Genomic DNA, 18,700 nt, shown 5'->3' with positions numbered 1-18,700 from the left:
CGGAGAGTGGGCGATCGGCAGTGACTAGCCACGTGACGGGAACGACGGACGACGGCGCGGCGGCCGAGTTCGGGGCCAACGAGTGGTTGGTCGACGAGCTCTACGAGCAGTGGGTGGTCGACAGGAACTCGGTCGACGAGTCGTGGTGGCCCGTGCTCGAGGCGTACACGCCCGCCGACTCCTCGGCCCCCGCGAAGTCGACGGCCTCCACGGGATCCCCGGCACCGGCGCAGCCCCCGGCGCCCGCCGAGTCCTCCGCTCCCGCCCAGTCCGCCGCCCCCGCGAAGAAGCCCGCGGCGCGGACGACGTCGGTCGAGCCCTCGGCCAAGCCGATCCCCGCCGAGGCGCCGAAGAAGAAGAAGGATCCCGCCCGGGCGGAGTCGACGGCCGAGCAGCCCACCCCCGAGCCGGTCAACACGGTCACCCCGCTGCGCGGCATGGCGAAGTCCCTGGCCACGAACATGGACGCGAGCCTCACCGTCCCGACCGCGACGAGCGTCCGCACGATCCCCGCCAAGCTGATGATCGACAACCGCATCGTCATCAACAATCACCTCAAGCGGGCGCGGGGCGGCAAGATCTCGTTCACGCACCTCATCGGCTGGGCCCTCGTCCAGGCTCTGAAGGAGTTCCCGAGCCAGAACGTCTTCTACGACGAGGTCGACGGCAAGCCGTCGGTCGTCACTCCCCCGCACATCAACGTCGGTCTCGCCATCGACATCCCCAAGCCCGACGGCACGAGGGCGCTCCTGGTCCCCGGCATCAAGCAGGCCGACGAGATGCACTTCGGCGAGTTCCTCCAGGCCTACGAGGACGTCGTCAAGCGAGCCCGCGACAACAAGCTGACGGGCGCCGACTTCCAGGGCAACACCATCTCGCTGACGAACCCCGGCGGCATCGGCACCGTCCACAGCGTCCCGCGCCTCATGCGCGGCGCCGGGTCCATCATCGGCGCCGGCGCCCTCGACTACCCGGCCGAGTTCCAGGGTTCGGCCTCGAAGACCCTCGTCGAGCTCGGCATCGGCAAGACCATCACGCTGACCAGCACCTACGACCACCGCGTGATCCAGGGCGCGGGCTCGGGCGAGTTCCTCAAGAAGGTCCACGAGCTGCTCATCGGTCAGCGGGGCTTCTACGAGGACATCTTCGCGGCGCTGCGGATCCCGTACGAGCCCATCCACTGGAACCCCGACATCAACGTCAACATCGCCGAGCGCATCAACAAGACCGCCCGCGTGCAGGAGCTCATCAACAGCTACCGCGTCCGCGGGCATCTGATGGCCGACATCGACCCGCTCGAGTACCGCCAGCGCACGCACCCCGATCTGGCCATCGAGAGCCACGGACTCACCTTCTGGGACCTCGACCGCGAGTTCGTCACGGGCGGGCTCGGCGGCACCACCAACCTGCTGCTCCGCGACATCCTCGGCATCCTGCGCGACTCGTACTGCCGCACGATCGGCATCGAGTACATGCACATCCAGGATCCCGCCCAGCGACGCTGGATCCAGGACCACATCGAGGTCCCGTACGTGAAGCCGTCGCACGACGAGCAGATGCGGATCCTCGCCAAGCTCAACGAGGCGGAGGCGTTCGAGACGTTCCTCCAGACCAAGTACGTCGGCCAGAAGCGCTTCAGCCTCGAAGGCGGCGAGTCGACCATCTCGCTGCTCGACACCGTGCTCCAGCAGGCCGCCCGCGAGGGTCTCGACGAGGTCGCCATCGGCATGGCCCACCGCGGTCGCCTCAACGTGCTGACGAACATCGCCGGCAAGACGTACGGGCAGATCTTCCGCGAGTTCGAGGGCACCCAGGACCCGAAGACCGTCCAGGGCTCGGGTGACGTCAAGTACCACCTCGGCACCGAAGGCGAGTTCACGAGCGCCACCGGCGAGACCATCCCGGTCTACATCGCGGCCAACCCCTCGCACCTCGAGGCCGGCGACGGCGTGCTCGAGGGCATCGTCCGCGCGAAGCAGGACCGCGGCCCCTCCGGCGCCTTCGCGACCCTGCCCATCCTGATCCACGGCGATGCCGCGATGGCCGGTCAGGGAGTCGTCGTCGAGACCCTCCAGATGTCGCAGCTCCGGGGCTACCGGGTCGGAGGCACGATCCACCTGGTCATCAACAACCAGGTCGGCTTCACGACGCCGCCGTCCGAGTCGCGCTCGTCGGTCTACTCGACCGACGTGGCCAAGACCATCCAGGCCCCCGTCTTCCACGTGAACGGCGACGACCCCGAGGCCGTGGCCCGGGTCGCCGAGCTCGCGTTCGCCTACCGCCAGCAGTTCAAGCGCGACGTCGTCATCGACCTCGTCTGCTACCGGCGACGCGGACACAACGAAGGCGACGACCCGTCGATGACCCAGCCGCTGATGTACAACCTCATCGAGGAGAAGCGCAGCGTCCGCACGCTGTACACCGAAGCGCTCGTCGGGCGCGGCGACATCACACGCGACGAGTACGACGGGGCGCATCGCGACTTCCAGGACCGTCTCGAGCGCGCCTTCGCCGAGACGCACGCGGCGCAGACGGGCTCCATCCCGATCGTCTCGGAGGACGACCACGACGTGGCCGATCTCGAGAGGCCGATCACGCAGCGCGACGACTCGGCGGGCGAGCCCGAGTCGACGGCGATCTCGCTCGAGCTCCTCCACCGCATCGGCGACGCGCACGACAACCCGCCCGAGGGCTTCGCGGTGCACCCCAAGCTCCAGCAGCTGCTGAAGAAGCGCGTCGACATGAGCCGCAACGGCGGCATCGACTGGGCCTTCGGCGAGCTCCTCGCCATGGGGTCCGTCGTCACCGAGGGGACACCGGTCCGACTCGCCGGGCAGGACAGCCGACGAGGCACATTCGTCCAGCGGCACTCGGTGCTGCACGACCGCGAGAACGGCCAGGAGTGGCTGCCCCTCCAGTACATCTCGGACGACCAGGCCAAGCTCTGGATCTACGACTCGCTGCTCAGCGAGTACGCGGCGATGGCCTTCGAGTACGGCTACTCCGTCGAACGGGCCGACGCCCTCGTCATGTGGGAGGCCCAGTTCGGCGACTTCTCGAACGGCGCCCAGACGGTCATCGACGAGTTCATCTCGAGCGCCGAGCAGAAGTGGGGTCAGCGCTCGAGCGTCGTCCTCCTGCTGCCGCACGGCTACGAGGGTCAGGGGCCCGACCACTCCTCCGCCCGGATGGAGCGGTTCCTGCAGCTCTGCGCCGAGGACAACATGACCATCGCGCGGCCGTCGACGCCGGCGTCGTACTTCCACCTGCTGCGTCGCCAGGCGTACGCCCGTCCGCGCCGCCCGCTGGTCGTCTTCACACCCAAGGCCATGCTGCGACTGCGCGGCGCGACGAGCGGCGTCCACGACTTCACGTCGGGCCGCTTCGAGCCCGTGCTCGACTGCACCCGCGTGGCCGACCCGTCGACCACGAAGCGCGTCGTGCTGCACAGCGGCAAGATCCACTACGACCTCGCCGCCGAGCTCGACAAGCGCGGCGTCCAGAACGACATCGCGCTCGTGCGACTCGAGCAGCTGTACCCGCTGCCCCTGGAGAGGATCCGCGACGTGCTGTCGCGCTACCCCGAGGCCGAGCTCTACTGGGCTCAGGAGGAGCCCGAGAACCAGGGCGCCTGGCCGTTCGTCGTGCTCGAGCTGCAGAAGCACCTCGATCGACCCGTGCGGGTGGCCTCGCGACCGGCCTCGGCGTCGCCGGCCGCCGGATCCACGAAGGCCAGCGCAGCTCAGCAGACCGAGCTGATCAGCAGGGCGCTCACCCTCTGACCCGGATCCTCCCGTGTGACGACGGAACGGCCGGTCCCCTCGGGGAGCCGGCCGTTCCGTCGTCGAGCGACGCCTCGGGATCGAGGCGCAGTCGCCTCAGATGAGCTTCGAGTAGCGGACACCCGCCTCGTGGTACCCGCGCTTGCGGTAGAAGCGGCTCGCCGTGTCCGTCGCGGCCGCGCCGACCGCGTTGACCACCCGGGCCCCGTGCGTGTCGGCCCACGCCTCGACGTGACCGAGGAGGCGCGAGCCCAGTCCGTCTCGCCGACCCGCCTCGGAGACCACGAGCAGCAGCAGCTCCGCCGTCGGGGCGTCGTCGTTGTAGGCCCACACGATGCGTCCGCCGGCGACGGCGACGATGCGGTCATCGACGTCGCGGACCACCCAGGTCTGGTGGCCGGCATCGACCGTGAGCCGCGCCAGCCGGGCCGACAGAACGTCGGCGTCGAGCGTGTGACCGAGGAGGCGGATGAGCGAGACCAGGTCGTCCAGGTCGCTGGTGGTCGGGCTGCCGAGGGTCTGCACCGGTGCGGTCATGCGACGACGCTAGCGCAGGCTCGCGACCGGTGACGACACGACGGAGGAGCGCTGCTCGGCACCCGCGCCTCCTGCCGCCCCGGTCGGTCTCAGCGGTGGGCTGACTGCAGCTCGCGGAGCCGTGCCAGCACGGTCGAGCGGAGGTCCTCCGGGGCCGTCTCGCGGCAGGCGCGCTGGACGGCCTCGGTCAGGACGACCCCGACCTCGTGCTCGCCGGCGCAATCGCCGCACGTCGCCATGTGCTCTCTGATGTCGGCCGCGTCCTCGCGGCAGAGCTCGTCGTGCAGGTACTCCTCGAGTTCGGCCTTGGCCTTGTCGCAACCGCAGTCGGTCATTTCTTGCTGCCCTTCGATGTCGTGCCCGCGGGGACCTCGATGCCGCGGCCGCGCGCGTAGTCGGCCAGCAGCTCGCGGAGGAGGCGGCGCCCGCGGTGGAGGCGGCTCATGACCGTGCCCACCGGGGTCTTCATGATGTCGGCGATCTCCTGGTACGAGAACCCCTCGACGTCGGCGAAGTACACGGCCATGCGGAAGTCCTCGGGGACCTTCTGCAGGGCGTCCTTCACGGCGCTGTCGGGGAGGTGGTCGATCGCCTCGGCCTCGGCCGAGCGGGTGCTGCCGGAGGCGCGGGTCGCCGACTCGGCGCCGCCCATCTGCCAGTCCTCGAGCTCGTCGATCGTGCCCTGGTACGGGTCCCGCTGCTTCTTGCGGTAGGTGTTGATGAACGTGTTCGTCTGGATGCGGTACAGCCAGGCCTTCAGGTTGGTGCCCTGGGTGAACTGCGAGAACGCGGCGAACGCCTTGACGAAGGTCTCCTGCACGAGGTCGGAGGCGTCGGCCGGGTTGCGCGTCATGCGCATGCCCGCCGCGTAGAGCTGATCCATGTACGGCAGCGCCTGTTCCTCGAAGAGGGCGCGCAGATCGGGTTCGCCCTCGGAGGACCGCTCGACCGCCTCGACGACGGTCTCTGCGACCGGGGTCGTCGGACCGGTGGGCTCTGATGTGGGCTCGTCGCCCTCGAGGGTGCTCATCACGACCGATTCTAGTTCGGCCACGGTGATCGCTCTCGGTGCAAGTGCTGTCGGCACAGGTCCTCCCGCTGTTCGCTGCATTACTGTGGTGAACCGATGCAGGTCTTCAGGTATTCCGGCCCCGAGTTCAGTCCCTACGACGAGGGCCGCGCCCCCGAGGTGGACGACGGTCGCTGGGTCGCGCCCCGCGCCGCTGGCCCTCTCCGCGCCTCCCTCTCGCTGCCCGGTTCGAAGTCGCTGACGAACCGCGAGCTCGTGCTGTCGGCACTGGCGTCCGAGCCGTCGACGCTGCGACTCCCGCTCCACTCACGGGACACCGACCTGATGGTCCAGGCCCTCCGGAGCCTGGGCGTCCGCATCGACGAGATCCCGAACGACGAGCCCTTCGGGCCCGACCTCCTCGTCACGCCCTCCGATCTCGCGGGCGGGACCAGCATCGACTGCGGTCTCGCCGGCACGGTCATGCGGTTCCTCCCCCCGCTGGCCGCGCTGGCCCTCGGGCCCGTGGCCTTCGACGGCGACGCCAGCGCCCGCCGGCGGCCGATGACCACGACCGTGCAGTCCCTCCGAGCACTCGGGGTCGACGTGTCCGACGACGGGCGGGGCTCGCTGCCATTCAGCCTCTACGGCACCGGTGAGGTCGAGGGGGGCGAGATCGAGATCGACGCCTCCGCGTCGAGCCAGTTCGTCTCCGGCCTGCTGCTGTCCGCACCCCGCTTCACGCGCGGGCTGACGCTGCGTCACACGGGCGAGCGGCTGCCGAGCCTGCCCCACATCGAGATGACCATCGAGGTCCTCGCCCGACGCGGCGTCGAGGTCGAGTCACCCGAGCCCGGCGTGTGGGTCGTCTCCCCCGGGGCCATCGCCGGCCGGGACGTCACGATCGAGCCCGACCTGTCGAACGCCGCGCCGTTCCTCGTGGCCGCCCTCGTCGCGGGCGGCACGGTCTCCATCCGCCACTGGCCCGTCGAGACGACGCAGGTCGGGGCCGACCTGATCGAGCTGCTGCCGCTCTGGGGAGCCGCGGTCTCGCTCGAGGGCGACACGCTCACGGTCGACGGCGGCCCCGGCCTGGTCGGCGGCGGCTCGCTGCCGGGCGTCGACGTCGACCTGTCGCGCGGCGGCGAGCTGGCTCCGGCCCTCGTGGCTCTCGCCGCGCTGGCCTCGGGCCCGAGCACGATCACGGGCATCGGCCACCTCCGCGGGCACGAGACCGATCGTCTCGCGGCCCTCGCCGCCGAGATCACGGCGCTCGGCGGCTCGGTCGACGAGCTCGACGACGGCCTGCACATCGAACCGTCGCCGCTCCACGCCGGGCAGTGGCGCAGCTACGAGGACCACCGCATGGCCACGGCGGGTGCCATCATCGGCCTCGCCGTCGACGGGGTCGAGATCGACGACGTCGGCGTCACGTCGAAGACTCTGCCCCAGTTCGTCGACCTGTGGGACGACCTGCTCGGCCGACGCGCGACGGCGCGCCCCGCCGACATCGACCTGCTCGGCTTCCTGTAGGCCCCGGAATGAGCTGGTGGGCGGACGGCGACGACGCCGACGAGGGCGACTACGCCGAATACGACGAGAGCTCGGTGCGCGTGCGCCCGAATCCGAAGGGCAACAAGCCCCGCACGAAGCAGCGCCCCGCCTACGCGAACGCGGAGGAGGGCGTCGTCTGGACGGTCGACCGCGGTCGCTACGGCGTGCTGATGGACGCCGGCACGCCCGACGAGCGCGAGATCACGACCGCCCGCGCGCGCGAGCTCGGGAAGAAGTCCGTCGTGACCGGGGACCGGGTCGACATCGTGGGCGACACCTCAGGCTCCGAGGGCTCGCTCGCGCGCATCGTCCGGGTGCGCGAGCGCACGACTCTCCTGCGCCGGAGCGCCGACGACAGCGACGCCGTCGAGCGCGTCATCGTGGCGAACGCCGATCAGATGCTGATCGTCGTCGCGGCGGCCGACCCCGAGCCCCGGCCCCGCCTCGTCGACCGCTACCTGGTGGCCGCCTTCGACGCGGGGGTCGAGCCGATCCTCTGCATCACGAAGACCGACCTGGCCGACCCGGCGCCGTTCGCCGCGCACTTCTCGTGCCTCGATCTGCGGATCGTGACGAGCACCTCCTCGGCCTTCGACCCGGGGCCGGACGGCGAGCCCTCCGCGGTGCTCGACGAGCTCCGAGGGATCCTCGACGGCCACGTCACCGTCACGGTGGGGCACTCGGGAGTCGGCAAGTCGACGCTCGTGAACGCCCTCACGGGGTCGCAGCGCGAGGTCGGCGTCGTCAACGCCGTGACCGGACGGGGGCGGCACACGTCGTCGTCGACCGTCTCGTTCAAGGTGCCGACCGGCGGCTGGATCGTCGACACGCCCGGGGTCCGCTCCTTCGGCCTGGGGCACGTCGATCCCGAGAACATCCTCCGATCGTTCGCCGCGCACGCCCTGCCCGCGGCCGGCGAGCCCGTCGGGGGCATCCCGCTCGCCGAGGCGCACGACTGGGAGATCATCGACCGCGTCGAGGCCGGCGAGCTCGGCGACGTCGGGCGCGAGCGGCTCGCGTCGCTGCAGTCGCTGCTCGCGTCGAAGGGCGGCGTGAGCGCGCGCGATCAGGCGGCCGCCGCGGACGACGCGCGCGACGACGAACGCGGCTGAGACCCGACACGATCCGAGCCGAGGAGGCGCGGGTCGGGGCCGCCCGCTGAGTACGCTGGCAGCGTGACCGACCCGACCCCCGCCTCCTCCCCTTGGGCCGACGACCTGGCGCTCGCGCTCGAGCTGGCCGATCTCGCCGACTCGATCAGCACCGAGCGGTACCGGTCGGCCGACCTGCACGTGTCGCTGAAGCCTGATCGCAGTCATGTGACCGACGCGGATCAGGCGGTCGAGAGGGCCATCCGCGCCCGAGTGGCCGAGGCTCGGCCGGGCGACACGTTCTACGGCGAGGAGTACGGGCACGACGCCCCGTCGCACCGGCAGTGGGTCGTCGACCCGATCGACGGGACGGCGAACTTCCTCCGCGGGGTGCCGGTCTGGGCGTCGCTCATCTCGCTCGTGGTCGACGGCGTGCCCGTGGTCGGCGTCGTCAGCGCGCCCGTGCTGGCACGCCGCTGGTGGGCCACGCAGGGCGGCGGCGCCTTCTCGACCGAGCACGAGGGGCCCCTGCGCGTCTCGGGCGTGCGCGACCTCGCGGACGCGTCGATCAGCTTCAACGGACTCGAGTACTGGGTCGACGCGGGGCGACTGCCTCAGCTGCTCGACCTCACCGACCGGGTCTGGCGGACCCGCGCCTACGGCGACTTCTGGTCGTACATGCTGCTCGCCGAGGGTGCGCTCGACATGGCCGGCGAGTTCGACCTGCAGCCCTACGACATGGCCGCGCTCGTGCCCATCGTCGAGGAGGCCGGCGGGCGGTTCACGAGCGCCGACGGACGGGAGGGCCCCTGGCACGGCACGGCGATCGTCACGAACGGCCTGCTGCACGACGAGGTGCTCGCGATCGTGGCCGAACGGCCCGGCGACTCGGACGCCTAGACGCCGTCGGCGGGTTCATCCCCGAGACGGAGGAGACTCCTCCTCCGGCTGATGCCCGGCGCCCGGCGCGGCGCTTGACTGAGGTCACGCCCGGCGCCACCCGCCGGCGACCACCAGCCGAAGGACATCGCCATGATCGCCACCGCCGCCATCGTCTCCGACTCGACCCGCGCCTCCTGGACCGTCATCGATCCCGCCGCGATCTCGCTGCCGCGGACGCTCCAGGTCGACCTCACGAGCTACGTCGTCGCCGCTCAGTCGGTCGAGTAGCTCGCCACCCGGCCCGTCCTGCGGGCACGGAGGTCGAGCAGCGCGAGCACGAGGGCGACCGTCACGAGCCCCAGCACGACGAGGAAGCCGTTCCGGTAGGCCTCGTGATAGGCGGCGAGGTCGGCGCCCGCGGCTCCCCCGGCTCCGGCGATGACCGAGTAGAACGTCGACACGGCCGCCGCCGTGCCGATCGCCGTCCCGGCCCGCTGACCGACCTGACCCATCGAACCCGCCACCCCGCCCATCTCGACGGGGACCTCCGCCAGCGTCAGGGTCTGATTGGGCGAGATGACGAAGCCGCCGCCGGCGCCCGCCAGCAGCATGCCGACGCCCATCGCGTAGGGCGTGATCTCGGCGGGCGTCAGCACGGCCGCGAGCAGCAGGGCGACGAAGCCGACCGCGACGAGCACGAGGCCCAGGACGACGAGGCTCCGGCCGTACCGCTCGACGAGCCGACCGCCGAAGAAGGCCGCGACCGCGCTCGTCAGGGCGAAGGGGATGGTGACCATGCCCGCGTAGACCGGAGCCAGCCCGAGTCCCTGCTGCAGGTAGAGGGTCGTCAGCAGGAACGTGGCGGGCAGCGCGCAGAAGTAGACCGTCGCGATGAGCGTCCCGTTGCGGTACGAGGCCAGAGCGAAGAGGCTGAAGTGCACGACGGGTGACCTGCCCCGCGCCTTGTAGCGCTGCTCCCAGCGGATGAAGGCCGCACCGAACACGACGAAGCCGACGAGGAAGAGCCAGCGGAGGGGGTCGTCGCCCTGACCGGTCGTCAGGACGAACGGCAGCATGAGCGTCAGGATGGTCAGCCCGAGCAGCACGATGCCGAACAGATCGAGCTCGTTGTGACCGCTCGGCGCGGTGGAGGCCCTCGGCAGCAGCTTGACCGCGAAGACGATCGCCGCGAGACCGAGCGGGATGTTCATCCAGAAGAGGAGGCGCCAGCCGTCCTCCGGGCCGCCGAGGGCGATGAGGAGACCGCCGAGCGTCGGGCCGAACGCCGTGCTGACCCCGATGATGGCGCCGAAGAAGCCGAACGCGCGGGCTCGTTCACGGCCTTGGAAGAGCTGCTGGATGAGCCCCAGCACCTGCGGCATCTGGATCCCCGCGGCCACGCCCTGGAGGATGCGGGCGACGACGAGCAGCTCGATCGTGGGTGCCAGAGCGCAGAGGAGGCTCGCCACCGTGAAGCACGAGAGGCCGATCACGAACATGAGCCGACGCGACTTCAGGTCGCCGAGACGGCCGGAGGGCACGAGCGAGAGCCCGAAGGCGAGCGCGTACCCGGCGACGATGAGCTGCAGCGCGGTGGGTCCCGCCCCGAGGGACGCCTCGATGCTCGGCAGCCCGACGTTGACCTTCGACAGGTCGAGGATGGTCAGAGCGGCCACCGCGACGCACACGGCGAACGCCTGCCACTTCTGACGCTCGGGGCTCGGGGCTTCGCTCGGCTTCGTCATGGGGTGGTTCCGTCATACACCCGCCCCGGGGCCGCGGGCCGACCCTCTCGGGCCGACCCGCGCCTCCTCGTCAGGCCGCGATGTAGCCGTTGGGGTTCAGCACGTACTTCGTGGCCGCTCCCTTGTCGAACAGCTCGTAGCCCTTCGGCGCGTCGGCGAGGCCGATCGCCTCGGCGTGCACGTTCTTCGCGATGTGCACGCGGTCGTGGAGGATCGCCATCATCAGACCGCGGTTGTACTTCATGACGGGGCACTGCCCCGTGGTGAACGACAGCGACTTCGCCCATCCGGTGCCGAGGCTGAGCGACAGCGAGCCCTTCTGCGCGGCCGCGTCGACCCCTCCCGGGTCACCGGTGACGTAGAGCCCGGGGATGCCCATGGCCCCGCCGGCCGCCGTGATGTCCATCAGGGAGTTCAGCACCGTGGCGGGAGCCTCCTCCCCCGATCCGCCGCCGTGGCCCTTCGCCTCGAAGCCGACCGCGTCGACGGCGCAGTCGACGAGGGGCTCGCCGAGGATCTGGTCGATCTGCTCGCCCGGGTCCCCCTTGGTGAGGTCCACCGTCTCGCAGCCGAAGCTGCGGGCCTGCGCCAGACGATCCGCGTTCATGTCGCCGACGATGACGACGCTGGCGCCGAGCAGCAGTGCGCTGGTCGCCGCGGCGAGGCCCACGGGCCCGGCCCCGGCCACGTAGACGGTCGAGCCGACCTCGACCCCGGCGGTGACGGCCCCGTGGAACCCGGTCGGGAAGATGTCGGACAGCATCGCGAGGTCCAGGACCTTCTCGAGGGCCTGGTCGCGGTCGGGGAACTTCAGCAGGTTCCAGTCGGCGTAGGGGACGAGGACGTACTCGGCCTGACCGCCGACCCAGCCGCCCATGTCGACGTAGCCGTAGGCGCTGCCGGGACGGTCGGGGTTCACGTTGAGGCAGATGCCGGTCTTGCGCTCCTTGCAGTTGCGACAGCGGCCGCAGGCGATGTTGAACGGCACCGAGACGATGTCGCCGACCTTGATGAACTCGACGTCGGGGCCGACCTCGACGACCTCGCCGGTGATCTCGTGCCCGAGCACGAGGTCGGTCGGGGCGGTCGTGCGACCGCGGACCATGTGCTGGTCCGAGCCGCAGATGTTGGTGGCCACCGTGCGGAGGATCGCCCCGTGGTTGACCTTCCGCCCGATGTTCGCCGGGTTGACGCCCGGCCCGTCCTTCAGCTCGAACGTCGGATAGTCGACGTCGATGACCTCGACGACTCCGGGGCCCTTGTACGCGACGGCGTGGTTCGTTGCCATGGTGATCCTCCTTGACCACTCGGGGCACGGAATCGTGCCCGTGCTCACACGCTAGGACCCGCGGGTGGCGCGGGCCGGGTTTCGCAGCCGGCCATCAGCAAGATCACCCCCCACCCGGTCGCGATCATCCCCTGAATGATCTTCCATGCGATATACGATATGTGAGACAATGATCGACAGCGCTGAACGGACGATCGACCAGGGTGCCTCGGAGCACGGTCGCCGATCGGCGCTCAGGCGTCGCACACGGCGCCCGACCCCGATAGAGACAGGAACCCCGCCGTGCGATCACGTGTCGACGTCCCGTGCGAACCCGCTTCACCGCTGTCGCCTGCCGCGTGGTTCATGAGATCGCCGGCTCGTCGGACCCTGCTCCAGGTCGGCGCCGACGCCGGCGCGTGGGTGGTCGCGCTCGTGTTCGCCGTCGTGGTGCGACACGACTTCGCCATCCACGAGATCGCCTGGAGGTCCGTCGCGGCGACGGCCGCCGTCGTGATCGTGATCCACTGCGCCGTGGGCTTCGCCACCGGCGTCTACCGTCGCCGATTCGTGCCGGGGAGCCTCCTCGAGGTCCGCGCGGTCGCCGCGTCGGCGGCCCTCAGCGGACTCGTCCTGGGGCTGCCCGTGCTGCTCGTCGGCACCGAGGTGAGTCTGGCGCGCAGCACCACGTTCATCGCCACGCCCGTCGCATTCGTCGCGATGGGCACGCTGCGCTACATCGCCCGGATCATCGTCGAACACCGGAACCGGCCTCGCGACGACGCCCAGCGCACCCTGATCTTCGGTGCCGGTCGTCTGGCCAACCACCTCGTCCGGCGCATGCTGACCGATCCCGACTCGCCGTACCTGCCGGTCGGGCTCCTCGACGACGACCCGACCCGCGGAGGCCTCCGCATCGAAGGGGTGCGTGTGCTCGGGAGCCGCGACGACCTCGTCGGGGCCGCGACCGCCTCGGGAGCCGAGGTGCTGGTCATCGGGGTCGGCCGAGCCGACGCCGCCCTCCTGCAGGAGATCACGGACCTCGCCGCCACCGCCGGCCTGCGGGTCATGGTGCTCCCCCTCCTCGACGAGGTCCTCGACGGCCGGTCCCGACTCCGAGACGTCCGCGACATCGCGATCGAGGACATCATCGGCCGTCACCCGGTCGACACCGACGTCGAGTCCATCGCCGGCTACCTCGCGGGCTCACGGGTGCTCGTGACCGGTGCCGGCGGCTCGATCGGCAGCGAGCTCTGCCGACAGATCGCCAAGTACGGTCCGGCCGACCTCATCATGCTCGACCGCGACGAGACCGGCCTCCAGCAGGCCCAGCTGACGGTCTCCGGCAACGGGCTGCTCGACTCGCGCGAGGTCGTCCTCGCCGACATCCGCGATGCGGCGGCCCTGCACCGCATCTTCGCCGAACGACGTCCCGACGTCGTCTTCCACGCCGCGGCGCTCAAGCACCTCCCGATGCTCGAGCAGTACCCCGACGAGGCCTGGAAGACCAACGTGCTCGGCACTCGGAACGTGCTCGACGCCAGCCGGGCCGTCGGAGTGACGACATTCGTGAACATCTCCACGGAAAAGGCGGCCAACCCCACGAGCGTGCTCGGCCACTCGAAGCGGCTGGCCGAGCGACTGACCGCCTCAGCGGCCGACGAGACGGGGGCGAGGTACCTGTCGGTCCGGTTCGGGAACGTCCTCGGCAGCCGCGGTTCGATGCTCCCGGTGTTCTCGTCCCTCATCGAGGCCGGCGGTCCGCTCACCATCACCCACCCCGACGTGACGCGTTTCTTCATGACGATCCCCGAGGCGTGCAACCTGGTCGTCCAGGCCGGCGGCATCGGGTCGCCCGCCGAGGTCCTCATCCTCGACATGGGCGAGCCCGTCCGGATCCTCGACATCGCCGAACGGATGATCGCCATGTCCGGTCGGGACGTCGACATCGTGTTCACGGGTCTCCGCGACGGCGAGAAGCTGCACGAGGAGCTGGTCGGCGACGGCGAGACCGACGATCGTCCGGTGCACCCCAAGATCTCGCACGCCTCGGTGCCGCCCCTCCACCCGTCGCTGCTCCCCGCGGAGCACCCGGGAGGTGCGGGGTCGCTCTTCGACCTCGCGTTCGAGGCCCCCGCGGGAGCTCGTCGATCCTGACGGCGTCGCCGCACACGACGAACGCCCCCGCCGAGTTCGGCGAAGGCGTTCATCATGAGACGGAGTGTGACAGCGACCGATGGTGGAGATGGGGGGAATTGAACCCCCGTCCATCGCTGAGATTGCACGCATTCTACGGGCGTAGCCAGATGAGACGTTCTGCTCGGCCCCGACCTTCGCTACTGGCTTCTCGGTCGACGGGCCCAGCCCGAGTTCGAGTCCCGCGTGACCCTCAGGCGTAGTCACGCAGCGAGCCCTCTAGATGACGTCAGGCTCTGGTTAGAAGGCGGTCACCAGACTGACGGACTTCATGTGGCTCTACTGCTTACGCAGCGAGAGCGAAGTCAGTGCGCTTGTTATTGGCACTTATTGTTTTCCAGAGATCGTTTACGAGATAACCCTGGATCCTCGGCCCGCTTCTCGTTCGCACGCAGGCGATGTCGAAACCGATCATCCCCCTGAGGGGCCGCTGTCACACTCTGTGGAGTTGTCGCCGGTGGTGCCGACCGCGGTGTACCGCGGCCCTCCAGTGTAAGCCCTCCGCGCCTCCTCGTCCAGCGACCGCAGGCCCGGGAGGCGCGGCGACAGGAGACGGAGACCGCCGCTACTCGCCGAGGTGCTTGCGCGCCGACATCGCGGACTGCGCCTCGCGGGTCGCCGTCCGCTCGCGGAGCGTCTGACGCTTGTCGTACTCGCGCTTGCCCTTGGCCACCGCGATCTCGACCTTGGCACGGCCGTCGCTGAAGTACATCTTGAGCGGCACGATCGTGAAGCCGCCCTCTTTCGTCTTCTGGCCGATCTTGACGATCTCCTGCTTGTGCAGGAGCAGCTTCCGCTTGCGACGCGGCGCATGGTTGTTCCACGTGCCCTCCGTGTACTCGGGGATGTGCACGGCGTCGAGCCAGGCCTCGCCGTTCTCGACGAAGGCGTACCCGTCGACGAGCGACGCCCGGCCCTGACGCAGGGCCTTGACCTCGGTCCCGCTCAGCACCATGCCGGCCTCGTACGTGCTCTCGATCGTGTAGTCGTGGCGCGCCCGACGATTGGTGGCCACGACCTTCTCGCCGCGTTCTTTCGCCACGGGGTGCCTCCTGGTCGTTCGAGTGATGGGTCTGCCGCGATAGGCAGCCTGTCAGTATACAGCCGGGCGGTCGTGCGGTTCGGTCGTCAGACCTTGAGGTAGCGGCGGATCGCGATGTTCGCCGACAGAGCCGCGAGCACGATGCCCACCAGGATGACGAAGGGCACCACCAGGGCGGCGTCTCGGAGCCCGACGAAGGGGGTTCCCTCGAAGGTGACCACCAGGTACCCCTTGACGAAGAAGTTGACGATCGCGACGATCGCACCGCCCGCCAGCAGCGACCCGATGAGCGCGGCGATCACGCCCTCGAGGATGAACGGCGTCTGGATGAACGTGTTCGAGGCCCCGACCAGCCGCATGATGCCGAGCTCGCGTCGTCGACTGAACGCGCTCAGCCGGATGGTCGTCGCGATCAGGAGCACGGCGGCGATGAGCATGAGCGAGGCGATGCCGATGGCCGTGTAGCTGGCGGCGTTCAGCACCGAGAAGATCGGGTCGAGGTAGGCCCGTTGGTCGACGACCTCCTGGACGCCGGCCAGGCTCGACAGGCTCTCGGCGAGCACGTCGGCCTGCGTCGGGTCCTTCAGGTTGACCCAGAAGGTCTCGTTCAGGTACGAGGGCTGCACGAACTCGGTGGCCGCGCTGTCCGCGAACTGCGTCGTGAAGCGGTCGTACGCCTGCTGCTGCGTCTCGAAGTACGAGCGGTCGACGAACGGCGCGAGCACCTCGGAGTCGAGCTGCGCCTGCACGGCGTCGATCTGGTCCTGTGTGGCCTTGGCACCCGTGCAGTTGCCGGTGGTGTCGGTGTCGGTGCAGAGATAGACGGCCACCTGGGCCTTGTCGTACCAGTAGCCCTTCATCTGGTTGATCTGCATCTGGAGCAGAGCGGCGGTGCCGACGAAGGTCAGCGAGATGAACGTGACCAGGATGACCGAGACGACCATCGAGGCGTTGCGCCGGAGGCCGCTGCCGACCTCGCTGAGGACGAGTCCGAGTCTCATTCGTCCGCCCCTCTCAGGCTGAGGTCCTCGACCCCGATGGCCTGGATGGGCACCGCCTGGGTCTGGTAGCCGCCGCTGCGTTCGTCGCGGAGGATGTTGCCCGCGCTGAGCTCGATGACCCGGCGCTGCATCTGATCGACGATGCCGGCGTCGTGGGTGGCCATGATGACGGTGGTGCCGCCCGAGTTGATCCGCTCGAGCAGGGTCATGATGCCGGCGCTCGTCGAGGGGTCGAGGTTTCCGGTCGGCTCGTCGGCCAGCAGCACGGCCGGCTTGTTCACGATGGCCCGCGCGATCGCGACGCGCTGCTGCTCACCGCCCGAGAGCTCGTGCGGCAGACGCTGCTGCTTGCCCACGAGACCGACCATCTTGAGCACGTCGGGCACGGCCTCCTGGATGAATCCCTTGCTCTTGCCGATCACCTGGAGGCTGAAGGCGACGTTGTCGAAGACGTTCTTCTGCGGGAGGAGACGGAAGTCCTGGAAGACCACGCCGATGTTGCGGCGGAAGTAGGGGACCTTGCGGCTCGACAGCGTCGCGAGGCGCTGACCGAGCACGTGGATCTGGCCGGCCGAGGGCTTCTCCTCTTTGAGTACGAGGCGCAGGAAGCTCGACTTGCCGGAGCCGCTCGCGCCGACGAGGAACACGAACTCGCCCTTGAGGATCTCGAGGGTGACCGCGTTGAGTGCCGGGCGGGGATTGCCGACGTAGACCTTGGTGACTTCATCAAACCGAATCATGACGGGGATCACCCTAAGCGCCACCGCCTGCGAACACCGCAGCGACGCGCCTCCCCCGTGCCCTATGAATCCCCTGGGGACGCTGGGGAGGAGACGAGGACCGACCCGACGGCCGGGATCAGGACTCGTCGCGCTTGCGCCAGCGGATGCCGGCCGAGATGAAGCCGTCGAGGTCGCCGTCGAACACGTTCGACGGGTTGTTCACCTCGTGCTCGCTGCGGAGGTCTTTCACCATCTGGTAGGGCGCGAGCACGTAGCTGCGGATCTGATCGCCCCAGCTGGCCGTGATGTTGCCGGCCAGCTCCTTCTTCTTCGCGTTCTCGGCCTCCTTCTGGAGGAGGAGGAGGCGCGACTGGAGCACGCGCATCGCCGCAGCGCGGTTCTGGATCTGGCTCTTCTCGTTCTGCATCGACACGACCGTGCCCGTCGGGATGTGCGTCAGGCGCACGGCCGAGTCGGTCGTGTTGACGGACTGCCCGCCGGGACCGGAGGACCGGAACACGTCGACCCGGATGTCGTTCTCGGGGATCTCGATCGACTCGGTCTCCTCCATCAGCGGGATGACCTCGACCGCGGCGAAGCTCGTCTGCCGCTTGCCGGCCGCGCCGAACGGGCTCATCCGGACGAGCCGGTGGGTGCCGGCCTCGACGCTCAGGGTGCCGAAGGCGTAGGGGGCGTCGATCTCGAACGTGGCGCTCTTGATGCCGGCCTCCTCCGCGTAGCTGGTGTCCATGACGGTGGCCGACATGCCGTGCTTCTCGGCGTAGCGCAGGTACATGCGCAGCAGCATCTCCGCGAAGTCGGCGGCGTCGACGCCGCCGGCGCCGGCGCGGATGGTGATGACCGCGGGGCGGGGGTCGTACTCGCCGTCGAGCAGGGTCTGGACCTCGAGCGTGTCCATCATCTTCTGGAGGGCCTTGAGCTCGGCCTGCGCCTCGTCCGCGCTCTCCTGGTCGTCTCCGTCGTTGGCCATCTCGACCAGGACCCCGAGGTCGTCGAGCCGCTGCTCGGTCGTCTCCAGCTTCTCGAGCTCGGCCTGACGGTGGCTGAGAGCGCTGGTGACCTTCTGCGCGTTCTCCGTGTCGTCCCACAGGTCGGGGGCGGACGCCTGCTCGCTGAGATCGGCGATCTCGGCCACGAGACGGTCTTGGCCGATCACCGCGCGGATGTCTTCGAACGTGGCCCGGAGGGCGGCAATCTGCTCAGAGAAATCCAGTGCGATCATGGTCCCCGAGCTTACCGGGCGCGACCGACGCCCGCGTCGCGGAGGGCCAGGTCGGCCAGCCGCCCGACCACGTCGGCGTCGCCGGTCCGCCAGGCGGCGACGGGGTTCGGGGCCACCGACCGCAACACCGCCGGTTCGAGCGTCGACAACGCGCGGAGGGCCAGCAGGTCGTCACCGCCCTCGCTGCGGTGCAGGGCGCTCACCGCCGCCGCGCGTCGCACGAAGGCGATCCGCCGCCGCAGCCACGTCAGCAGCACGACCACGATGGGGATGCCCGCGACGAGCAGGCCGACCACGAGGGAGGCGGTGCCCACCGCCTCCTGCTGGTCCCGACCCGCGGCCACCACCTGAGACGCCGCGTCGCCGGCTCCGACGAACGGACGCCCGGCGGCCTCGCCGACGAGCGGCAGCCCGGCGATCGTCTCGGCCGCGTCGCTCATCGAGCGCTGGAAGCCCAGGCCCGCGTCCTCGACCCGGCGGCCCAGATCCGCGAACGTCCGGATGAACGCCGCGGCGGCGGACCCGGCGACGACCGCTGCGACGACGAGAGCGAGGGCGACGACGTCGGCCGTGATCTGCCGAGCACGGACCGGGGCCGACGACGAGTAGAGCTGCATCGCCCCAGTCTG

The 18,700-nt window shown here is 69.9% G+C and carries 16 protein-coding genes and 1 other RNA gene; 6 read left to right on the top strand and 11 right to left on the bottom strand.

Annotation, left to right across the window (positions count from 1 at the left end; translation table 11 throughout):
- The first annotated feature begins 20 nt into the window (after window positions 1–20).
- Window positions 21–3,782 carry a multifunctional oxoglutarate decarboxylase/oxoglutarate dehydrogenase thiamine pyrophosphate-binding subunit/dihydrolipoyllysine-residue succinyltransferase subunit gene (locus tag ASF17_RS05990; RefSeq protein ID WP_082475104.1) on the top strand — a complete coding sequence of 1,254 codons (3,762 nt, stop codon included), beginning with the start codon at window positions 21–23 and terminating at the stop codon, window positions 3,780–3,782.
- Window positions 3,783–3,878: 96 nt separating this feature from the next.
- Here ASF17_RS05990 and ASF17_RS05985 read toward each other — a convergent pair whose 3' ends face one another.
- The 3 genes from ASF17_RS05985 to ASF17_RS05975 form a co-directional block, all read right to left on the bottom strand.
- Window positions 3,879–4,319: a GNAT family N-acetyltransferase gene (locus tag ASF17_RS05985; RefSeq protein WP_055796558.1), complete on the bottom strand. Its 441-nt coding sequence runs from the start codon at window positions 4,317–4,319 to the stop codon at window positions 3,879–3,881.
- Between the two features lie 89 nt (window positions 4,320–4,408).
- Window positions 4,409–4,654, bottom strand: a complete 246-nt coding sequence (locus ASF17_RS05980; protein WP_055796555.1) for a zf-HC2 domain-containing protein — start codon at window positions 4,652–4,654, stop codon at window positions 4,409–4,411.
- Entirely contained in the window at window positions 4,651–5,349 is a 699-nt protein-coding gene (locus ASF17_RS05975) for a sigma-70 family RNA polymerase sigma factor (RefSeq protein WP_055796553.1), read from the bottom strand. Before ASF17_RS05975 ends, ASF17_RS05980 begins: the two co-directional genes overlap by 4 nt.
- 96 nt (window positions 5,350–5,445) lie before the next feature.
- Between ASF17_RS05975 and aroA the strand changes: the two genes are divergently transcribed.
- The 4 genes from aroA to ASF17_RS15505 all read left to right on the top strand — a co-directional run bounded on the left by aroA (window position 5,446) and on the right by ASF17_RS15505 (window position 9,143).
- Entirely contained in the window at window positions 5,446–6,861 is a 1,416-nt protein-coding gene (gene aroA / locus ASF17_RS05970; RefSeq protein WP_055796549.1) for a 3-phosphoshikimate 1-carboxyvinyltransferase, read from the top strand.
- An 8-nt stretch (window positions 6,862–6,869) separates the two neighbouring features.
- On the top strand, window positions 6,870–7,994 hold the full coding sequence (rsgA, locus tag ASF17_RS05965; protein ID WP_055796545.1) for a ribosome small subunit-dependent GTPase A: 1,125 nt from the start codon (window positions 6,870–6,872) through the stop codon (window positions 7,992–7,994).
- A 63-nt stretch (window positions 7,995–8,057) separates the two neighbouring features.
- Window positions 8,058–8,873 (top strand): inositol monophosphatase family protein, encoded by an 816-nt coding sequence (locus tag ASF17_RS05960; RefSeq protein ID WP_055796541.1) that lies wholly within the window; start codon window positions 8,058–8,060, stop codon window positions 8,871–8,873.
- A 132-nt stretch (window positions 8,874–9,005) separates the two neighbouring features.
- Window positions 9,006–9,143 (top strand): hypothetical protein, encoded by a 138-nt coding sequence (locus ASF17_RS15505; RefSeq protein ID WP_156357319.1) that lies wholly within the window; start codon window positions 9,006–9,008, stop codon window positions 9,141–9,143.
- Here ASF17_RS15505 and ASF17_RS05955 read toward each other — a convergent pair.
- Both ASF17_RS05955 and fdhA read right to left on the bottom strand, forming a co-directional pair.
- On the bottom strand, window positions 9,128–10,600 hold the full coding sequence (locus ASF17_RS05955; protein WP_055796537.1) for an MFS transporter: 1,473 nt from the start codon (window positions 10,598–10,600) through the stop codon (window positions 9,128–9,130). The genes ASF17_RS15505 and ASF17_RS05955 overlap by 16 nt on opposite strands.
- A 70-nt stretch (window positions 10,601–10,670) precedes the next feature.
- Entirely contained in the window at window positions 10,671–11,888 is a 1,218-nt protein-coding gene (gene fdhA / locus ASF17_RS05950) for a formaldehyde dehydrogenase, glutathione-independent (RefSeq protein ID WP_055796534.1), read from the bottom strand.
- 345 nt (window positions 11,889–12,233) lie between these two features.
- Here fdhA and ASF17_RS05945 point away from each other — a divergent pair, with 345 nt between their 5' ends.
- A complete protein-coding gene (locus ASF17_RS05945; protein WP_055796530.1) occupies window positions 12,234–14,024 on the top strand; it encodes a polysaccharide biosynthesis protein in 1,791 nt (596 codons plus the stop codon).
- Between the two features lie 80 nt (window positions 14,025–14,104).
- Here ASF17_RS05945 and ssrA read toward each other — a convergent pair.
- The 6 genes from ssrA to ASF17_RS05920 form a co-directional block, all read right to left on the bottom strand.
- Window positions 14,105–14,482: a transfer-messenger RNA gene (gene ssrA, locus ASF17_RS15245) on the bottom strand.
- A gap of 146 nt (window positions 14,483–14,628) precedes the next feature.
- The gene (smpB, locus tag ASF17_RS05940; protein ID WP_055796527.1) at window positions 14,629–15,105 is read right to left on the bottom strand and encodes an SsrA-binding protein SmpB; all 477 of its coding nucleotides are present in this window, start codon (window positions 15,103–15,105) and stop codon (window positions 14,629–14,631) included.
- An 86-nt stretch (window positions 15,106–15,191) separates the two neighbouring features.
- Window positions 15,192–16,106, bottom strand: coding sequence for a permease-like cell division protein FtsX (gene ftsX, locus ASF17_RS05935; RefSeq protein ID WP_055796523.1), 915 nt, complete (start codon window positions 16,104–16,106; stop codon window positions 15,192–15,194).
- On the bottom strand, window positions 16,103–16,846 hold the full coding sequence (gene ftsE, locus ASF17_RS05930) for a cell division ATP-binding protein FtsE (RefSeq protein ID WP_055798319.1): 744 nt from the start codon (window positions 16,844–16,846) through the stop codon (window positions 16,103–16,105). The genes ftsX and ftsE overlap by 4 nt, the downstream gene beginning before the upstream one ends.
- Before the next feature lie 118 nt (window positions 16,847–16,964).
- Window positions 16,965–18,071 carry a peptide chain release factor 2 gene (gene prfB, locus ASF17_RS05925; RefSeq protein ID WP_055796520.1) on the bottom strand — a complete coding sequence of 369 codons (1,107 nt, stop codon included), beginning with the start codon at window positions 18,069–18,071 and terminating at the stop codon, window positions 16,965–16,967.
- A gap of 11 nt (window positions 18,072–18,082) precedes the next feature.
- Window positions 18,083–18,688 (bottom strand): hypothetical protein, encoded by a 606-nt coding sequence (locus tag ASF17_RS05920; protein WP_055796518.1) that lies wholly within the window; start codon window positions 18,686–18,688, stop codon window positions 18,083–18,085.
- Between the last annotated feature and the right edge of the window lie 12 nt (window positions 18,689–18,700).

The organism is Frigoribacterium sp. Leaf263 (assembly GCF_001422285.1).
Lineage (GTDB): Bacteria > Actinomycetota > Actinomycetes > Actinomycetales > Microbacteriaceae > Frigoribacterium.
The sequence above is the reverse complement of the archived record's forward strand: the minus strand, read 5'-3'. Positions and strand labels throughout refer to the sequence as shown.

What these genes read in the sequence shown, in the direction of transcription:
- ASF17_RS05985 (WP_055796558.1), bottom strand. Translation starts at nt 4,319, where the DNA reads ATGACCGCACCGGTGCAGACCCTCGGCAGCCCGACCACCAGCGACCTG.
- ASF17_RS05980 (WP_055796555.1), bottom strand. Translation starts at nt 4,654, where the DNA reads ATGACCGACTGCGGTTGCGACAAGGCCAAGGCCGAACTCGAGGAGTAC.
- ASF17_RS05975 (WP_055796553.1), bottom strand. Translation starts at nt 5,349, where the DNA reads ATGAGCACCCTCGAGGGCGACGAGCCCACATCAGAGCCCACCGGTCCG.
- aroA (WP_055796549.1), top strand. Translation starts at nt 5,446, where the DNA reads ATGCAGGTCTTCAGGTATTCCGGCCCCGAGTTCAGTCCCTACGACGAG.
- rsgA (WP_055796545.1), top strand. Translation starts at nt 6,870, where the DNA reads ATGAGCTGGTGGGCGGACGGCGACGACGCCGACGAGGGCGACTACGCC.
- ASF17_RS15505 (WP_156357319.1), top strand. Translation starts at nt 9,006, where the DNA reads ATGATCGCCACCGCCGCCATCGTCTCCGACTCGACCCGCGCCTCCTGG.
- ASF17_RS05955 (WP_055796537.1), bottom strand. Translation starts at nt 10,600, where the DNA reads ATGACGAAGCCGAGCGAAGCCCCGAGCCCCGAGCGTCAGAAGTGGCAG.
- fdhA (WP_055796534.1), bottom strand. Translation starts at nt 11,888, where the DNA reads ATGGCAACGAACCACGCCGTCGCGTACAAGGGCCCCGGAGTCGTCGAG.
- ASF17_RS05945 (WP_055796530.1), top strand. Translation starts at nt 12,234, where the DNA reads ATGAGATCGCCGGCTCGTCGGACCCTGCTCCAGGTCGGCGCCGACGCC.
- ftsX (WP_055796523.1), bottom strand. Translation starts at nt 16,106, where the DNA reads ATGAGACTCGGACTCGTCCTCAGCGAGGTCGGCAGCGGCCTCCGGCGC.
- ftsE (WP_055798319.1), bottom strand. Translation starts at nt 16,846, where the DNA reads ATGATTCGGTTTGATGAAGTCACCAAGGTCTACGTCGGCAATCCCCGC.
- prfB (WP_055796520.1), bottom strand. Translation starts at nt 18,071, where the DNA reads ATGATCGCACTGGATTTCTCTGAGCAGATTGCCGCCCTCCGGGCCACG.
- ASF17_RS05920 (WP_055796518.1), bottom strand. Translation starts at nt 18,688, where the DNA reads ATGCAGCTCTACTCGTCGTCGGCCCCGGTCCGTGCTCGGCAGATCACG.